Here is a 16,637-nt window from a genome sequence, read left to right on the forward strand (position 1 = left end):
AAACAAAGCCAGGCTCACCGGTAGAGCTTATTCTTGCATCTGCAACAATAGCAACTCATGGCGGGATAGCACTAACACCTCATCAGAATACAGATCCCTCATACGGGATGAGGTTTGATCTAACCGCTACGTATGTAATAGCTAGTTAACATCGAGATTAAATTAATAGGGCTTACGACAATTAGCCCTTAATTTTAGAAAAATCATATCAGGTCAGTCATGAGGATTTGTTCCAGATAGTTCCGTTATGTTCCGGATAGTTCCACATGAAAAGAAGCAAAACTGTGTTATTTTAGGATTGCCGCCGTGTTACTTTTCGCGGCTGCTGTCAAAGCGCGACTCACTTTCTGAAAGTTCGCGTACACACATGGGCTGATGGGTTGAGTGTTTCATCTGCGGAGCAGTTTTTGTTTGATGTTTCGATTTCAAGGCGTGTGGATAGAACTGACCTAGATTATGCTTGGAGTTAACGTGAGCCCCTGAATTTCAGGGGTTTTTCTCTTTGTGCTAGTTAGAATGCGCATCAGTACCCTTCTATCTCATATCGCTTTAATACTTCTCTCATCCCATTAGTTAACAGTAAATATCTATGAAAGAAGTTGGATTAATTAGCTTATTTTGGTCGCTCATCGATGCGACTGGTTTGAAAAAATTCTTCACGTGCGTTGTGGCAACGGTTGTCAGTTTTGATGTGACCGGGCTTGCCCAGTTCATAGCCATTATCATTGGTATCATTTCGGGCTGCATGGCAATTCGCCACTACGCAATCGCTACCAAACTCAATAAGGTGAAGCTTGAGAAACTCCACAAACAAAACGGTGGTGCGTCATGACGTTCAAGCAAAAAGCCATTCAAGCTGCAGTGTGCTCAGTGACTGCGGTACTTGCGATAGTGTTCAACATCGATGATGAACTATCAGTCAGTGAAAACGGTCTTAGGCATATCGCTAACCAAGAAGGCTGTCGACTAAACGCGTATCAATGCAGCGCTGACGTTTGGACTGCTGGACTTGGACATACCCAAACCACGCAACAAGATACTTTCTTGACACACGGGCAAGTCGCTGAGCTCTTCGTTCGGGACGTTTCTCAAGCTGAAATCGTGGTAAAAAAGCACATCACCCAAACACCCACGCAAGGCGAATTCGACATGATGGTCAGCTTTGTGTTTAACCTTGGTAGCGGAAACTTTTCTCGTTCGACATTGCTCAAAAAGTTCAACCAAGGCGATCGAGTCGGGGCCTGTAATGAATACATGAGGTGGGTCTTTGTGAATGATAAAGATTGCCGTCTGAAGCAAAGCAATTGCGCCGGTATACCTAAGCGGCGCGAAGTAGAAAAAAACGTTTGTTTAAATGGATGGGGAGAGCTGTGATGTCATCATTTTTCAGCGCATTAAAAATTATCGTATGGATTGCCCTAGCAATGCTGACAATCAGCCACGTAGTGCTTGTTAAGCACATTAACTATTTGCAAGAGCAAAACACGCTGTTAGAGCAAACGCTATTGCAAAAGCAAGCTGAGAGCGAAGCATTAGTAAACCAAATTCACTCCCTGGAGAAATCGCAAAAAGACCAACAAAACCATACTGATAAAGCGATGAATGCCGAGCGATCGCGTCAAGCAACATTGACGCGAAAAGTGACAGAACTAGAAAAGGAGTTAGTGAAAAATGCGTGTCATGATATGCCTATTGAGTATCCTGCTGGCTGGGTGTCAGGGTACCCAAATCATTACTGAGTACCGCTACCAAGAGATTGTAAAAATACCACCAAGCGCCTACCTCACCTCATGCTCACTTCCGTTTGATGCCCCACCAAAACACTATGGAGAGGCTGCACTTCGTGATGAAGTTTGGCTTAGCGCTTTTTTAGCGTGTGCCTGTAAGGTGGAGCAAAATCGCCACTTTTATCAATACCCTGCACAACTTGAATTCTGTCAGCCCCAATAGCATTGGGGCTACGCTGTTATCTCAAGCCCTTCGTATTCTTTGATGGTCATGATTTCCTCACCACAAAAATCAAAGAGCTCATCGCATATCGATTCAAGAAATGGCACCAGTTCGTTCTTGTAGAAGATGCGATCGACTTTGTTTAAATCGCTACTACCAGCAAACCCTTCACGGTCAATGCTCATTAAATCAAGCGGTACTCGATGACTGGCCAAGACGTCATTAGTGGTCTTACTTTTGATGTCTTTAAAGGCGTCTTTAGCATCGAGCTGACCAATAGGAATAAGTTTAGGCTCACTGGTTTCTCGTCCTTTTGCGTTGATGAACAGGTTTTTAAATGCGCCTAACCCTCCCGTCTTCTTCATTTGCGCTTTAATTTCCTCCTCTTGAACTGCGGTCATGTTGGGATCGTTCAAATACAACAAAAAGCCAGCGTGAGAGCCGTTGACGTAATACTTGCGGCGAAACAGTGTCGCGTCTTCACTGAGCCAAATCGAAGGCATCGCACCAACGTATTGCGGTAAACCGTAAATTTCTTGTGTGACGTCATATTCTGCCCAATGAAAAACTTGCTCCGAGCGATAATCAATGCGCCCTTCATCGCTGAATGCTTTGGGTTTATAGCAATACTCTTTCAGTGACGCTTTACGTCTCATGTAGAGTGCTGGCAGATGCTTAAATTGTACGATTTCATTGCTTAAGCGATTGCGGACAGCGAGCAGATAGCCATTGCCAAAAATTAAGCAATCATCCAAGAAACGTTTTAAGTCTCGACGTTTTATCTTGCCTGGTAACATGAGCGTACTGGACAGCATGTTGCGTTTTACATACAGCGCGCTGCCATGCGTAGCATTTACCCTTGCCGCTTTAGCAAATACATCCAGCGCAATCGGTGGCTCATAAATACCATCCGTTAGCGCGACCTCGGTGTAGCTTAGAATGTCACTTTTCATGATGCTTTCTGGAACATCAAAACTAATATCAAACACAGTTAAATCCTTAGAAGAACGACACCGATGTTTCAGTGTCATTAAGAATATCGATAGGCTCCCAATACATGATGTGCATGGCTGCCCATGCCAAGTCCGCGTGAGAGCCGGTTTTATTACGCGCAGACATAAATGTGACTTGGTTGCTCTTGTCCGTAGTCTGCTGGCGTATCATCAAAAACGAATGCACAAGATCATCCCAATCACAAGGGAACTGCAAACGACCTGCGCCAATAATTTCCCTCGCTTTGTAGGCAAGGACTCGCTTTAAGTCGGGGGAGTAGTTGAGTTCAACGAGCGATGGATAGAACTTCCTTACAAGCTCGGCGACCGAAGAGCCTACACCCGTGGTGTCTAAAGCCATGTAGACCACGTTGTACTTTTGACAAATATCTTTGATCACTTGCGCTTGCTGCTCGTAACTGGAGCCTTTAAGCCGTATTTTCTCAATGAGCCTAAAGGTGCTGCCCTTGTTTTTCGGTTTTAGTGCAACAACGAGACCTGCATCGTCTGAGCCTTGCCCTTGACCGCCACCTCTTGGGTCGTAGCCGACCAAGACTTCTGCTGAACCAACGGGATGTATCGATTTAAAATTAACATCGCGCCAAATAGAGGCATCGGTTTTACATGCCAATAGTTTTTTAATTGAAAAGAATGAAGTTGCGTCATCCAAAAATTTACAACGCAATAAGTTGTCAAATTCTTCTTTTATCGGGAATTTACGATGCAGCTTCTCCATGTTGAAGTCAGCTGCCCCACCTTTCTTGATGGCGTCATCGATGGTGATGATTTGACGGAAAATACCATCTGTACCAAGCGATCCGTTTTTCAGCGCCTTGCGACTAATATCAATGTTGAGCGCTTTATCACCAGACCATAAAGGATAAGCTTCGTGCGCTGTCGTTGACGGCGTCGATAGGTATGTGGTTCTAAAGCTCCCTCGAACTGACATGGCATTCGTTAATTTGTTGAACTCCTTAAATTTCGGGATCCAAAAGGTTTCATCAAAATAAACATGACCATTGAAGCCTTGGCTTGTGCTTGCGTTCGTCGACAAAAAGAGAAGTGTTGCGCCATTACTAAGCTGCAGGTCGTCCTTGCCTTTTAATTCGACATCACCAATTTCAAGCGCAAATCTACGAATGTAGTTTTTAAAAATCTCTGATTGTTTGCGTGATGCTGAAAGGAATACCTGATTGGCACCACTTAATACAGCGTCTTCAAAAGCTTCGAAAGCGAAGTAATATGTCAGACCAATCTGGCGAGATTTTAAGTAAAAGCGAGTTTCATTAATTGAGTCATCGCATTTGTGGTTGTAGATCTCGAGCTGGTACTCGCGGAACGTTTTCTCTCGGTATGTGCGAAGCATCTCAGCAGTGATGCCAGAAATGTCATTCTTTGAACTATTGGTTGGTCGACCTCGGCGTTCTTTTCGCTCTCGAGGTTCTTTGCTGCGACGTGGTTTCGCTTCGTCACGTTTTCGTTTCTGGTCGAGCAGTATCTCCAGCTCTTTCAACTGGCTTTCGTGCTTTTCTTCAATCCACAACAGGTAAGCGACACGTTGTTGTACCAAAAGCTCAATTGGACAGTCTTCGCGTAGTGCCCTCCATCCGAAGTGGTTTATCCAGTGCTGGACCGTGCGAACTGATACGCCCAGTCCTGTCGCAATTTCGTCTGGTTTGAACTGGCGTAGGTAAAGCCCCAGCGCTTTTGTTTGCTCTGGAGTAAATAGGGGTTTGAGTTCGGTTTGTGTTTGCGTCGTCTTCATGCTGTCAGTGTGCCCGAAGTCAACAAGCCCCTCATTTCAGAGGACTTCTAAATCCTCATTACAGAATTCCAACCATTACAGATAGTGGTGGGGATCGGCTAAATTAGAAATTCAAAAAAGGGAGAGCCCATAATGTTTTCATCTGAACCTGTTTGTATTTTGCAAGCTGGACCAACCGTAGATGGACGAAATATAGCCCAACAGGTAATTGACGATGTTGTCGAAATGTATGACCAAGCGCTTTACAACGCTGTCATTAATGAAGAGCACTGGGATTGGAGTTACAAGTTCGGCTGCGTGCAATCGCTTGAGAAGCGTGGCAATCAACTTTTTGCAGTACTAAAACCTAATTCCTTACTACTACAGACGCTAGAGCGTGGGCAATTGCTGCACACCTCTTGTGAGCTAGATCCTGACTTTGCTGAAACTGGTAAGTGGTATTTAACAGGTTTGGCGTTAACGGATAAGCCAGCATCGTTAGGTACGACACCTCTGCATCTGTCTAATGAACAGAAGAAAAAGGTGTATCTCTCTACAGGTAGTACGGTGACCAAGGCGAACTTAGAAACCGCAAAACAACATCACGATGAGCTTTCATTGTTAAGCCGCTTGAAAGCTTTACTGAGTTCATCTGATAAAAAAGACAACACTCTTGAGGAGCTAGAAATGAGCGACGAATTGAAAGAAATGCTCAAGTTAAATACAGAACAAGGTAAAGCGGTCAATGACAGCCTTATTAAGTTGACTGAAAAATTATCAAACCAAGCTCCACAATCGGAGTTAGGGCACTTTGTTAAAGACGTTCCGTTAACGCTGGCATCACTAACAACTCTGCTGTCCAAAGAACCAGGAAAGATAGATATGGATGCCCCACTGACATTGGCATCTCTGTCCGTCCTTTTATCCAAAGAGCCCACCAAGAGCAATGAAGTGGACGTCCTTCAAAAATTGCGCGGCGCTATTTTTGGAGAAGAAGATGAGCCGGAATCTGAAGGTGAAGAAGGTAAATTCGTTCAGCTTTCCTCTCTGAAAGAACAAGTGGAAAAGCTATCTTCAGATCTTAAAGTCGCCACTGAAGCACTTAGCCGTATGACGGATGAAGATGAGCGTTCGCCAGCAGGGCAAAGCGACGAAGAAAAAGGCGTTGTCCTTTAAATAATCAAACGGTGTGAGTAAACCATGCAAGAAAATACAAAAAAAGTATTCAGTAAATATCTTGAATCTGCAGCTAAACAATATGGCGTGGCTGATACGACCGAAATGTTCAGCGTAAACCCTGCTGGGACGCAACGTATCATCGGCGCTCTTCGTGAAAGTAATGATTTCATGAAGAAGATCAACGTTATCACAGTGAAAAACCAAATCGGTGAAGCGATTGGTCTTGGTGTTACGGGCATGATTGCGAGCCGTACGGATACGTCTGGCGATAAAGAACGTAAACCAAAAGATCACAGTGGTATGAAAGCTATGCCTTATGTGTGTAGCCAAACAAACTTTGATACAGCGACCCGTTACGCAAAAATTGATGCGTGGGCGCATTTAAAGAACTTTACGTCCATCATTACTGCACATACACGTGAGCAGATTGTAGCTAACCAGATCACAGTCGGTTGGTACGGTGAGTCTGCGCAAGCAACGACTAATGCAACGACGAACCCGAATGGTGAAGATGTTAACAAAGGCTGGTTCCAAGCACTACGCGAACATGCATCTGAACGTATGCTGACTGAAGTCGTTGATGGTTCGGGTGTTATCAAAATTGGTGAAGGCGGTGATTTTGTCAATCTTGATTTAGCTGTATTGAACGTAAGAACGCTGCTCGATCCAGTATGTGAAAACGATTCGAATTTGGTCGCTATTATCGGCAGTAGTCTGCTCGCGTACGACAAAGCGAAGTTCTATGAATTGCACGGTAATACACCGAGTGAAAAGAGCAAGATTGAAGAAAAGCAAGTCATCAGTGCCTATGGCGGTTTGCCAGCTGTGTCGGTTCCGGGGTTTCCGCAGGACGGTATTTTGGTGACCAGTTACGACAACCTTTCGATTTATATCCAAGAAGGTTCAGTTCGTCGCACTATCGGTAAGAAAAACGATGCAAAAGACCAAGTCGAAAACTTTGAGTCAATGAACATAGCTTACGTTATTGAGCACTTGGAAAAAGCAGCCGCTTTGGAGTTTAAGAACGTCAAATTGAACATCAACGGCGAGTGGGTATAAGTTCCCCCCCAAAGTGGGCATGCGCGACTTAGATGTGACTATCAAGTCATTGATAAAACACGTCGAAAGCGAATGCGCATAGCCCGCTTTCTCTTTGGAGTACCTCATGGACTTTATAGGCGATAAAACGCAGATATACACCGGTGAGTTGCCAGCAACCTCAATCTATCCAGCGTTGAAACTGTCAGACTTCCAAGGGATGTTTCAATTTCTCAGTAATGAGTCTGAACTCAATTTGACGCACCAATTAACGGCTGCTCGAGCGGCGATTCGCAGTGAACTAAAACCTCTGATGGCAACGTTAAAAAACGATACTGACCGACCTGATTTAACGCTTTTGAGCGTGTTGTCTCTGATGCATTTTGAAGATGAAGAAACGGCGAAGGTGTTTTATATCCAGAGTGTGTTTGCACTGGCTGCCTCTTACATTGTGAGTGTACAAATCAGTACCGATGCCACGAAAGAGGCGGCGGACAGGCAGCAAGCGTTATCGAACAAAAAAGAAGAGTGTCTCGTCATGTACCGGCGCGCAGTCGACATGCTGATTTATGGACATGAAACTCGAATGTTTGAGGTGCTGTGATGAAGGCTTTGCAAAGTTTGACCAATCTGTTCACACAGTGCGTGACGGAGCCAAAGAACGTTCAACTTTGGGCGGAAGATGGCGCTTTAAAATGCACTCAAAGTGATGAGATTGACGGATTTGATATTCCTTACACCGTCAACGTGGCGATGACCAGTGTCGATATTGAGCCTCATGTACTCATGATGCATTTGGTCAACTGGCTGAATCGTTATGACATCGACCGCGAAGAAAAAGGGCTACCACTGCCAAGTTTTGCCACTCAAATGCTCGATAAAGGGCTGTGTGACATCTCTTTGAAAATCGACATTATCGAACCCTATCGAATGAAAGTATCACCGACCGGACGTTGGGAGCGTGATGGTGTTCGTTATGATTGCGTGAGTCAGTTTGATAAAGCAGCGTATGAAGATGATCTCTCGGACTTTCTTTACTTTACTGGCCATGAGGGTGACGTGCCATGCAAATGACATTAACGACGCCGGAGCAGTTAACTCGCCTTATCCAAAGCTTGGCACTCAGTGACAGCGACAAATTTGAGCTCAATAAAATGTTGGCAAACCATACACGGCGTTATTTCCGTGGACAAATCCGCCAACAAAGAGACATCGATAAGAACCCATACCAAGCACGTACCAGACGCAAAATTACCACCTTGAGAAAGGGGAATGCGCTAAACACGGTGAACAATAAAAACATACTTATGGGGCTGTCTAAGTCGATTCGTGCCCAAGTGTCGCCAGAGAGCTTTGCTGTGGGCTTAACGGGCGTTGCTGGCAAGATTGGTCGAGTTCACAACAACGGCTCGACAGTGGAATACACAAGGCGATTGAAGGGGTACTTCAATCGTAAAACGGGACAATGGGAAGGGGGTATACACGTTAAAGCCAACTACCGCATGCCTAAGCGTACTTTTTTAGGCTGGACGCCAGCACTAGAAAAAGAGCTGATGGCGATGATTGCAACCCGAATGCTGCAAGGAGAAAACCACTAATGCAGACAATGAAAATTAAACCAAAGAAAGGTCTAACAGTTCGTGATCCAATCACGCGCAATCCACTTGCTGCGAAAGGTGAAGATAAACCTCAAAACACCTATTGGATGCGTCGTGTTAAGGATAAAAGTGTCGAACGAATGACAACGGGTGGTGCTGAAAAATGAGTATCAGTTTTTCTGAAGTTCCTGCTAATGCTCGCGTTCCCGGCGTTTACATCGAAATCGACAATAGCCTAGCAAATAGCGCGACACAGCAACAAAAGCTGCTTGTGATTGGTAAGGGTATTGAAAGTTCGCTAACGGCAGTGGAGACGCCAACGCTTTGCTTAAATCATGACAAAGCCAAAGCTCTGTTTGGTGAGAGCGCTGGTATCACTAGCATGATGGCGGTGTTAGATAAGCAAGCCATCAGCCTTCCGATTTATGCCGTCACTATGGGTACAGATGGCATGGCTGGCGTACTGGCGTCATTGGGTGATACTCAGTACCACTACATCATTTGCTCTGAAAATGACGATACGTCTATTCGTGCCTTGGGTGAGTTTTTGGATGCTAGATACAAAGCGCTGCAGATGATACCCGGTTTGACATTTATTGCTAAGAAAGGGACGCATGCAGAGCTGGTAACCTTTGGTGATGTGTCTAATTGCCCGTTCATTAGTTTTATGTCGGTGCAAAGTGTGTGTGATGCCGCTAATGCTGAAATGACCGAAGCGCAAGCGATCGCCGCTTGGGGTGGTCAAATTGCACAGTCTTTGTCGATTGACCCATGTCGTCCGCTTCAGACATTGAAGTTGATGGGGGTTTACTCAAATGCACTGAGTGAATTTGATTGGACAGAGCGCAACTTACTGCTTCATGAAGGTATGGGTACCTACACGGTGTCTGCCTCTGGTGAAGTGTTGATTGAGCGTCCTGTGACGGCTTATACCACTAACCCAGCTGGTTTAGATGATGACAGTTATCTCGACATCATGACGCCGGCGACAGCGATGTATTTTCGTGAAAAACAGCGATCGCTTATTTTGAGTAAATACGGTCGTCATAAATTAGCAAAAGACGGCACTCGATTTGCTCCTGGGCAAGCCATTGTGACGCCAAGCATCATTCACGGTGAGTTACTTGCACTGTACCGAACCTTGGAATACCAAGGCATCGTTCAAGACTTCGATGGCTACAAAGCTTCGCTGATTGTTGAGATTGATGAAAACAACAAGTCTCGTGTGAACTATCAAGATAGCCCTCAGTTCGTCAATGGTCTGATCATTACCGCAGGTAAGATCCAATTTCGTAAATAAATACTGGCGCAAACGCGCCCAGATAGGAGAACACTATGACAGTCATTACCAGTCGTGGTTTTTTAAATGCCGGCTCATTAGGTAAGTTGCCAACGAAAGAAGGTGCAACGGTAGAGTTCGGTGGTGTAAAGCGTGACGCTGTGATGGGCGATGACGGCGTTCTTGGTCACAGTGAAATATTTGAAAACGCGCCAAGCATTACCGCAACGATTGTTCATGCCAGAGACATGGACGAGGCGAAAATCAAAGCCTTTACAGGTGAAAATATTACGCTGAACACAAACAGTGGTAAGAGTTACACCTTGGCCGATGCATGGACAAGCGAGCCGTTATCGCTTGCCGTCAAAGACGGTCAAATTGAGGTGAAATTCCTTGGTACTGAGCTTATCCCACACTAAGGAAACCTTATGTTTGCACTAGCAAGACGCCGCCAACAGGCAGCGGAAAAACAAGTGAGTAATGGCATCAAAACGCAGCTTTTGGACACCCATGCTCCAAACGAAACAAAAGGCGATCTGCTGGTCGATAAGCCTTGGAATGAAATTACTCACATGTTGAAACAAGACTTGGAGTACGTGCGCACATTGGCTGGCTTTGAAGCGCGAACACCGTTTAAAAAAGAACTGACCAGAAAGTACCGTGGCGTGGTTGCTAAGTTACTTAGCGAACACGATAACCTAGATGGTTTGGACATCATTTGGTGGTGGTATCAATGGCAAATTGATGTTGGTCTTTTGCCGTTGGTGCACGACGATTTTCGTCAGGCGATTGAGCGTGGGCTCGATTCACCGCAAAGATGGAGTTCCAGTGGTCAAACGGCTTACTGTGACATCATCTACAAATACTCAAATGACGCTTTTAAGCAAGAGGCTGTGTATAACCCTCAGTATTTGATGAAAGCGGTAAAGGACATTTCCAATGGTAGTTTGGCAACTAACGCTGCGCTGAAAGTGAAGATGTTCCGCTTAGTTGGTGACATTGCCGATAAAGCCGGCTTATACCAAGAAGCTCTGGCGATGTTCGGCGCCGTCATGAGCATGGATCCAACCAAAGGTGGTCGCAAGACCCGTTTGAAAGAATTAAAAGAGCAATTGAATCATGAGTCAAAACCAGAACCAAGTAGTAGTGATACCGAAGAACATCAAACTGATCCCGCTTCCGGTGCCAATTCAGACGGAGAAGGCGCTGTTAACGGAGCTTGAACTTCGTAAACCGATGAGCGGTGACCTCCGTGGTTTGAAGCTAACGAACATCATTGAGATGAGTTTTGATGAAGCCATGGAATTGCTGCCTCGTATTTCGTGTTTGGATGAGCGCGACGTGCTCAATTTAGACCCGGAGAACCTTGCCCCTATCATGGTGGGTATTACGAGTTTTTTCTTCAATATCGATGTATCCCTGAACGAATCGAAAACTACTACGCGGACTTAGCGTTTGTTTTTCACTGGAGCATCAGTGAAATGGACAAACTGAGTCTCGAAGAGTTGATGGAATTTCAGGAGATGGCGCGAGTTCGCCACGAAGGTAAGAGCGCTTAGGCGCTCTTTTTTTATGAGGTAAAGATAATGAAAATGAACCTCTCTGTTGTAATGGATATTGTGGACAAGGTGAAAGCCCCACTTGCAGGCATGTCGTCTGAATCTGACCACTACGCGAAGAAAATAGAGAAGATAAAGAAAGCGCAGCAAGACGACACGGCAGCGCTGGCGATGATTGCGTCTTACCAAAATACGCAAGAAGCCATTAATAAAAATGCCTTGGCATTGAACGCAGCGCAGCAAGAGCTGACGCAACTGCAAGCAAAAGAGAAGGCAGCAAAACAAAGCGCACTGGATATTTCAAATCAGTACCAGAAGCAAATCGAGGCGCTGAGTAAGCTCAAGCAGCAAATGGCTCAGGCTAAGAACCCAAGCCAAGCGCTGAAAGATGAAATAGCTAACCAAGAAGCAGCGGTTGGGAAACTGAATCTCTCGATGCTCGATGCGCAGAAGAAAAGCTCTGCCCTGTCTTTGAGAGTCGATAAGCTCAAGGATAAGACCAGCCAAGCGGCAGAAGATAATGAGCACCTCACTAAGACTCTCAAGCAATTGGCAAAGGAAATGCGAAAGCAAGGGACAAGCTTGACGGACTTAGATGGTGATACGAAAGGGCTCACCAAGAGCCAAAAAGCGCATCAAGTTGCCATTGATAAGACGGCTATCAAATACGCCAAGCTTCGAAAAGTGCTCGACCCATTAAGCAAAATCAACAAGTCAATTAAATTGCCTACGCTCGATAACATCAAAGGAGCATCAATTGGTGGCTCTGCTGCGATAGGTACAATGGCTGGTCTTGGCTTAGTTATCACCAATACCGCCGAAGATGTTCGAAAGCTGGCGCAAGCTGCAGATGATGTGAAGATGCCGACGGACATATTGCAAGCGCTTCGACTTCAAGCGGTGGATGCTGGCGCAGAAGCGGAAGATATGGACGCAGCGCTTCGAGAAATGACGCTGAGATGGGGTGAAATGAAGTCGCTTCGCAGCGGTGCCATGAATGACTATTTCAAAGACACCGGGAACCGGAAAGCGTATGAGGATTTGAAGAACGCGAAGAGCGCTCAAGAAGCCTATCAAGTGTTGATTCGTGAGATAGCCGCAGAACAAGACGATGCCAAGCGAAACTTCATGATGGATGAGTTTTTTGGTGGCGATAGCGAAAAGATGATCAAGGTACTTGGTGCCGGGTTAGAAGGCTATCAGGGTGCGCTTCAAAAGCTTCAGGACACCGGTGGGCCAATTACTCAAGACTCCATTGATAGCGCGATGTCGTATAGCTCAGCACTGAAAACATTGAGGGCTATTTTTGACTCTTTGAAAGTGAGTGCGCTGACGCCAATTATGAAAGAACTCTCTATTGTGATGAAAGAGCTGGCGTCGAACATGAAGAACGTTGAGTGGCGCAATGAGATGATTGAGCAACTTAAAACGGGCGTCATGACAGCGTTTGCCGCTATCCGTTCTCTCGGTCAGGGCATTGTTTTTTTATCTCAGAACTTCGAAGAGATCATTGCTGTGGCGGCATTGTTGAAAATTGGCATGATTGCACTCAATGCGGCAATGATGGCGAACCCAATTGGTTTGATTGTTTCGGGTATAGCTGCGCTGACGGTTGGGTTCATTTATCTCATTGACCATCTCGGAGGCTTTAAGAAGGTTTTCAATGACCTTTCAATTTGGTTTAAGAAACGGATATTAGACTTAGTCTCGTATGTTCCTGATTTCTTGTTGCCAGACTCATGGAGTCAACAGCTCGATGCGATGAAGAAAGAGCTGGATGCGCTTGAGAGCAAGAGCGTTGAAGTCAGAGTCAGTCAAAAAGGTGAAATTCCCCCACTGCAGAAGGAGCTGAGTCAGCTTTATGACAAACAAGCTGAGGTTGGTTTTACCCAATATGAAGAAAAAGTCCAGACAGTGACCCTTTCTCAACATGGAGAGGTGACAAGTTTAAAAAATGACTTAAATCAAATTAAGGATAAGAGTGTTGAGCTTGGGATAACTAAGAACGAAACGGTGAACCAATCTGTGAGCACGCGGGAGAATGTAGATCAGCAGTCCAGGCTCAATCGTTCGTCTGAGGTGCTTGGCAATACGTATACGCCAATCAGTAATCATATTGTTAAGAGCCAGGCAGAGGTGTCATTGACAGTGAAGTCAGATAAGCCGGTACAAGTTGATAAGGTAAAGAGTGATAAAAATACGGGACTCAATGTGAATGTTGGAGATATGGCATTCAGCTATTAAAAAAGGGTATTCGTAAAATAGTGTGTACTTAGCGGAGAAGATGGGTTATATTCTCTATTAGCCTAATTCGTAAAAGAGTGTGTATGTGGATATTAATACCCCATCATTAAGCAAGCGCTGGTTTGGTTATAGAACTGAGTGTGGCCTGTTGGCTTCCTTTGCTTTGCTAATTCACTATAGCTCTCGACCAACTGGCGGCATGTCCGCTTTTATCTACGAAACTGGTGACTTAATTGAGGGCGATACCGTTGATGTTTTAAGTCAGATATCAAAAGTAGTTAACTCTGAATACCAAAAGAAGCTAGGAACGACACCACCACCTAATGACCGTGGATTTTTTACGCAAACCTGGCAAGGTGAGACGCGATCTTCTGCCGATGGTGAGTTGTTTTATGTGGAGCCGTGGAAAAGAGATAATTACGTCCCGCCATGGAAGCTAGCGAACTAATTAAAATTCAGAAATGGAGATGATTATGCACATTTGTCCTGACTGTAAAGGTAAGCGCTCATCTTTTGTTTTCGTCAACACTGGTCTTGATAGTTCACATCATTACAGTGAGGTTAGAAAATGCAATAGATGTTTAGGCGCTGGCTACGTATCTCAAGATGTTATTAACGCAATTAAACAAGGCAAGCAGCTTAGAAAGCAAAGGATTGATAAAGGCTTAACTCTAAGAGAAGCAGCTTTGGCTGAGGGAGTGTCTGTGTCTTTTGTGTCACAACGAGAGTTGGGTTTCTAATGGCAAGAGTATTGTTGTGTTAAATATTGAAAATCTAAAAGTAATTGAGCATGAAGAACTAGACGAAAGCTATGTGATCCATGCTCAATCTGTATCTCCAAACCGCACTTGTTCCGAGTGCGGATCTCTCAATACAGTTATCATCGGCAAGGTAATTCAGCCTTATGCTGACACACCTATGCATGGCAAGACTGTAAAGCTTAAGTTTGAGCGTAAGCGTCTAAAATGCAAGGACTGCAACAAGACCTGCTTTGAACACTTAGAATGGCTTTCTAGCGATTTCCGCATGACTCAGAGAGCTGAAAACTACGTGATGAGAAGATGCGGTAAAGTCCCATTCCTGCACGTTGCGTCTGAACTGGACGTAACGGAGGGGACGATACGTAACGTGTTCTCTAATTACGTAGCCATCATCGAAGATAAGCATGATTGGGTTGCTCCTCGCGTTCTTGGTATTGATGAGACGCACTTCAGTAAGAGTATGCACTTAGTCATGACCGATATCGAAAACAAGACGCTCCTAGATATGCGTAGAGATAGATCTCAGGTCGCTACTCAGCAAGCTATTATGAGGCTGAGTGGTTGGCAGAATATCGAGGTTATATGTATCGATATGTGGCGACCATACCTACGCGCCGTCAAGCAGTTGCTTCCTGATGTTGTGGTAGTAGTCGACCGATTTCACGTAGCTAAAATGGCTGGTGAAGCTATGGAGAAAGCGCGTAAATCGTTACGCTCTGAGTTATCCGACAAAGAACGGAAGAAGCTCAAGAATGACCGCAAGATACTGCTTAAACGTAGAGATAACATTAAGGGCTTAAACGAACTTGCCTCGTTCCATTTTTGGACAGAGGAATACCCTGCATTGATGGAAGTTTACAACGCTAAGGAGGCTTATCTTGGTATGTGGGATATGCCCACTAGAAAGGAAGCAGAGGACTACTGGGAAAACTGGAAGTCTTTGTCTACGCCTGCGGTAAGGCGGCACTTTAAAGACGCTATACGAGCGATTGATAACTGGCACGAGTACATCTTTAACTGGTGGGATTATCGATATACCAACGCAGTTACAGAGAGCTTAAATAACACGATTAAAGCTGTATTTAGGAATGGTCGCGGCTATAGCTTTGAAGTGCTTAGAGCGAAGCTGCTTTACACCAAAGGTGGTTTGGCGGCATCACTCCAAAATATTAACCACCCTAAACGAAACACTCTTTTGGAGTTCTTAAGAGAAGAAGACCCCGAAATAACAGTCAATCACCCTCTATACAGAAAAATGAGACTTCTCATTAACGATCTAGGCGAATACTTCAATCCAAAGCCGAACGAGGAAAAGGCTAAAAATCAATCAAATACACAGAAGTAGGATCTGATAAATGTGGGTATCAATTATGTTCACTAATTAATCGATGCTCACACTATTACGACACCCTTAAAAAAGAAAGCCCACTCATTGAGTGAGCTTTTTTATTTAATTCCTAAACTTAACGGCTAGGAAAAGCAGGACCAGGGGGACCACGATCACCAAAAAGGCAATTGGAGCACCTAAACCGCCAAGCGCATCAAAAAGATCGTTAACTTCACTAGCAAACTCCCAAAACACATGGCCAGTTTCAGAATTTAGCCGTTCAAGAGCGAAGTCACCCCAGTTATATACGCCATCATTCATATCGAAAAACATCCTTATAAACGACAAAAACCCACCCGCCGAAGCGAGTGGGTTTATTTTGATGTTTGCACAGCTACTACACTGCCTTTTCAAATTTTTTTGGAAGTTGAAAACTGAATAACTATGCAAACAAATATGGCAGGGGTGGAGAGATTCGAACTCCCAACACGCGGATTTGGAATCCGCTGCTCTGCCAATTGGAGCTACACCCCTAAAACTTTCATTACTTCAGATTCGAAAAAACCTCGCACTAGGCGAGGTTATCGAATAAGTGGCGGAGTGGACGGGACTCGAACCCGCGACCCCCGGCGTGACAGGCCGGTATTCTAACCAACTGAACTACCACTCCGCAGTGGAATACTTGTCGTCGCTGACAAGTGTTCAAATTTAAAGCCTGGCGATGTCCTACTCTCACATGGGGAAGCCCCACACTACCATCGGCGCTATTGTGTTTCACTTCTGAGTTCGGCATGGAATCAGGTGGGTCCACAATGCTATGGTCGCCAAGCAAATTTTAAAATTCGGAAAACTGTATTTAAAAGTCTCTTTCAAACTCATTCAAGGTCTGTCTTTGAGTCCACAAAACCCCTTGGGTGTTGTATGGTTAAGCCTCACGGGCAATTAGTACAGGTTAGCTCAATGCCT

At 45.0% G+C, this 16,637-nt stretch carries 20 protein-coding genes, 2 tRNA genes and 1 rRNA gene; 17 read left to right on the top strand and 6 right to left on the bottom strand.

The window, feature by feature from the left end; all coding sequences use genetic code 11:
* Positions 1 to 589 precede the first annotated feature (589 nt).
* Genes IQQ51_RS02110 through IQQ51_RS02120 form a run of 3 tightly spaced genes read left to right on the top strand, consistent with a single transcriptional unit; the run spans position 590 to position 1,739 of the window.
* Positions 590 to 832, top strand: a complete 243-nt coding sequence (locus tag IQQ51_RS02110) for a hypothetical protein (protein ID WP_193840212.1) — start codon at positions 590 to 592, stop codon at positions 830 to 832.
* A complete protein-coding gene (locus IQQ51_RS02115; RefSeq protein ID WP_193840213.1) occupies positions 829 to 1,374 on the top strand; it encodes a lysozyme in 546 nt (181 codons plus the stop codon). The genes IQQ51_RS02110 and IQQ51_RS02115 overlap by 4 nt, the downstream gene beginning before the upstream one ends.
* Entirely contained in the window at positions 1,374 to 1,739 is a 366-nt protein-coding gene (locus IQQ51_RS02120; protein WP_193840214.1) for a hypothetical protein, read from the top strand. Before IQQ51_RS02115 ends, IQQ51_RS02120 begins: the two co-directional genes overlap by 1 nt.
* Positions 1,740 to 1,958: 219 nt before the next feature.
* Here the strand turns inward: IQQ51_RS02120 and IQQ51_RS02125 are convergent, their stop codons facing one another.
* Together IQQ51_RS02125 and IQQ51_RS02130 are read right to left on the bottom strand one after the other, a co-directional pair.
* The gene (locus IQQ51_RS02125) at positions 1,959 to 2,939 is read right to left on the bottom strand and encodes a phage portal protein (RefSeq protein WP_193840215.1); all 981 of its coding nucleotides are present in this window, start codon (positions 2,937 to 2,939) and stop codon (positions 1,959 to 1,961) included.
* A 10-nt stretch (positions 2,940 to 2,949) separates the two neighbouring features.
* Complete coding sequence (locus IQQ51_RS02130) at positions 2,950 to 4,707, bottom strand: terminase large subunit domain-containing protein (protein ID WP_193840216.1); 1,758 nt, start codon at positions 4,705 to 4,707, stop codon at positions 2,950 to 2,952.
* 132 nt (positions 4,708 to 4,839) lie between these two features.
* On the opposite strand from IQQ51_RS02130, the gene IQQ51_RS02135 reads away from it, so the two are divergent.
* The 14 genes from IQQ51_RS02135 to IQQ51_RS02200 all read left to right on the top strand — a co-directional run bounded on the left by IQQ51_RS02135 (position 4,840) and on the right by IQQ51_RS02200 (position 15,689).
* On the top strand, positions 4,840 to 5,862 hold the full coding sequence (locus IQQ51_RS02135; RefSeq protein WP_193840217.1) for a GPO family capsid scaffolding protein: 1,023 nt from the start codon (positions 4,840 to 4,842) through the stop codon (positions 5,860 to 5,862).
* A gap of 24 nt (positions 5,863 to 5,886) precedes the next feature.
* On the top strand, positions 5,887 to 6,924 hold the full coding sequence (locus tag IQQ51_RS02140; protein WP_193840218.1) for a phage major capsid protein, P2 family: 1,038 nt from the start codon (positions 5,887 to 5,889) through the stop codon (positions 6,922 to 6,924).
* 106 nt (positions 6,925 to 7,030) lie between these two features.
* Positions 7,031 to 7,507: a head completion/stabilization protein gene (locus IQQ51_RS02145; protein ID WP_193840219.1), complete on the top strand. Its 477-nt coding sequence runs from the start codon at positions 7,031 to 7,033 to the stop codon at positions 7,505 to 7,507.
* The gene (locus IQQ51_RS02150; protein ID WP_193840220.1) at positions 7,507 to 7,977 is read left to right on the top strand and encodes a phage tail protein; all 471 of its coding nucleotides are present in this window, start codon (positions 7,507 to 7,509) and stop codon (positions 7,975 to 7,977) included. Before IQQ51_RS02145 ends, IQQ51_RS02150 begins: the two co-directional genes overlap by 1 nt.
* Positions 7,974 to 8,501, top strand: a complete 528-nt coding sequence (locus IQQ51_RS02155) for a phage virion morphogenesis protein (RefSeq protein ID WP_193840230.1) — start codon at positions 7,974 to 7,976, stop codon at positions 8,499 to 8,501. The genes IQQ51_RS02150 and IQQ51_RS02155 overlap by 4 nt, the downstream gene beginning before the upstream one ends.
* Complete coding sequence (locus IQQ51_RS02160; RefSeq protein ID WP_193840221.1) at positions 8,501 to 8,668, top strand: DUF2635 domain-containing protein; 168 nt, start codon at positions 8,501 to 8,503, stop codon at positions 8,666 to 8,668. Before IQQ51_RS02155 ends, IQQ51_RS02160 begins: the two co-directional genes overlap by 1 nt.
* A complete protein-coding gene (locus tag IQQ51_RS02165) occupies positions 8,665 to 9,801 on the top strand; it encodes a phage tail sheath subtilisin-like domain-containing protein (protein WP_193840222.1) in 1,137 nt (378 codons plus the stop codon). The genes IQQ51_RS02160 and IQQ51_RS02165 overlap by 4 nt, the downstream gene beginning before the upstream one ends.
* A gap of 35 nt (positions 9,802 to 9,836) precedes the next feature.
* Complete coding sequence (locus IQQ51_RS02170; protein ID WP_193840223.1) at positions 9,837 to 10,199, top strand: phage tail tube protein; 363 nt, start codon at positions 9,837 to 9,839, stop codon at positions 10,197 to 10,199.
* Between the two features lie 9 nt (positions 10,200 to 10,208).
* Positions 10,209 to 11,003, top strand: coding sequence for a phage terminase small subunit (gene gpM, locus IQQ51_RS02175; RefSeq protein ID WP_193840224.1), 795 nt, complete (start codon positions 10,209 to 10,211; stop codon positions 11,001 to 11,003).
* The gene (locus IQQ51_RS02180) at positions 10,900 to 11,232 is read left to right on the top strand and encodes a phage tail assembly protein (RefSeq protein ID WP_193840225.1); all 333 of its coding nucleotides are present in this window, start codon (positions 10,900 to 10,902) and stop codon (positions 11,230 to 11,232) included. Before gpM ends, IQQ51_RS02180 begins: the two co-directional genes overlap by 104 nt.
* Before the next feature lie 29 nt (positions 11,233 to 11,261).
* The gene (locus tag IQQ51_RS26560; RefSeq protein ID WP_228012647.1) at positions 11,262 to 11,339 is read left to right on the top strand and encodes a hypothetical protein; all 78 of its coding nucleotides are present in this window, start codon (positions 11,262 to 11,264) and stop codon (positions 11,337 to 11,339) included.
* Between the two features lie 27 nt (positions 11,340 to 11,366).
* Positions 11,367 to 13,583 (top strand): hypothetical protein, encoded by a 2,217-nt coding sequence (locus tag IQQ51_RS02190; protein WP_193840226.1) that lies wholly within the window; start codon positions 11,367 to 11,369, stop codon positions 13,581 to 13,583.
* Positions 13,584 to 13,668: 85 nt separating this feature from the next.
* A complete protein-coding gene (locus IQQ51_RS02195; protein ID WP_193840227.1) occupies positions 13,669 to 14,031 on the top strand; it encodes a hypothetical protein in 363 nt (120 codons plus the stop codon).
* Positions 14,032 to 14,339: 308 nt separating this feature from the next.
* On the top strand, positions 14,340 to 15,689 hold the full coding sequence (locus tag IQQ51_RS02200; protein ID WP_193840228.1) for an ISL3 family transposase: 1,350 nt from the start codon (positions 14,340 to 14,342) through the stop codon (positions 15,687 to 15,689).
* A 105-nt stretch (positions 15,690 to 15,794) separates the two neighbouring features.
* Here the strand turns inward: IQQ51_RS02200 and IQQ51_RS02205 are convergent, their stop codons facing one another.
* From IQQ51_RS02205 to rrf, 4 genes are all read right to left on the bottom strand, one after another.
* Positions 15,795 to 15,992: a hypothetical protein gene (locus IQQ51_RS02205; protein ID WP_193840229.1), complete on the bottom strand. Its 198-nt coding sequence runs from the start codon at positions 15,990 to 15,992 to the stop codon at positions 15,795 to 15,797.
* A gap of 136 nt (positions 15,993 to 16,128) precedes the next feature.
* Positions 16,129 to 16,205: transfer RNA gene (locus IQQ51_RS02210), tRNA-Trp, on the bottom strand.
* 59 nt (positions 16,206 to 16,264) lie between these two features.
* Positions 16,265 to 16,341 (bottom strand) — tRNA-Asp (locus IQQ51_RS02215).
* 43 nt (positions 16,342 to 16,384) lie between these two features.
* Positions 16,385 to 16,500: ribosomal RNA gene (gene rrf / locus IQQ51_RS02220) — 5S ribosomal RNA — on the bottom strand.
* Positions 16,501 to 16,637: the final 137 nt, after the last annotated feature.

Source organism: Vibrio sp. OPT18, assembly GCF_015163615.1.
GTDB lineage: Bacteria > Pseudomonadota > Gammaproteobacteria > Enterobacterales > Vibrionaceae > Vibrio > Vibrio coralliirubri.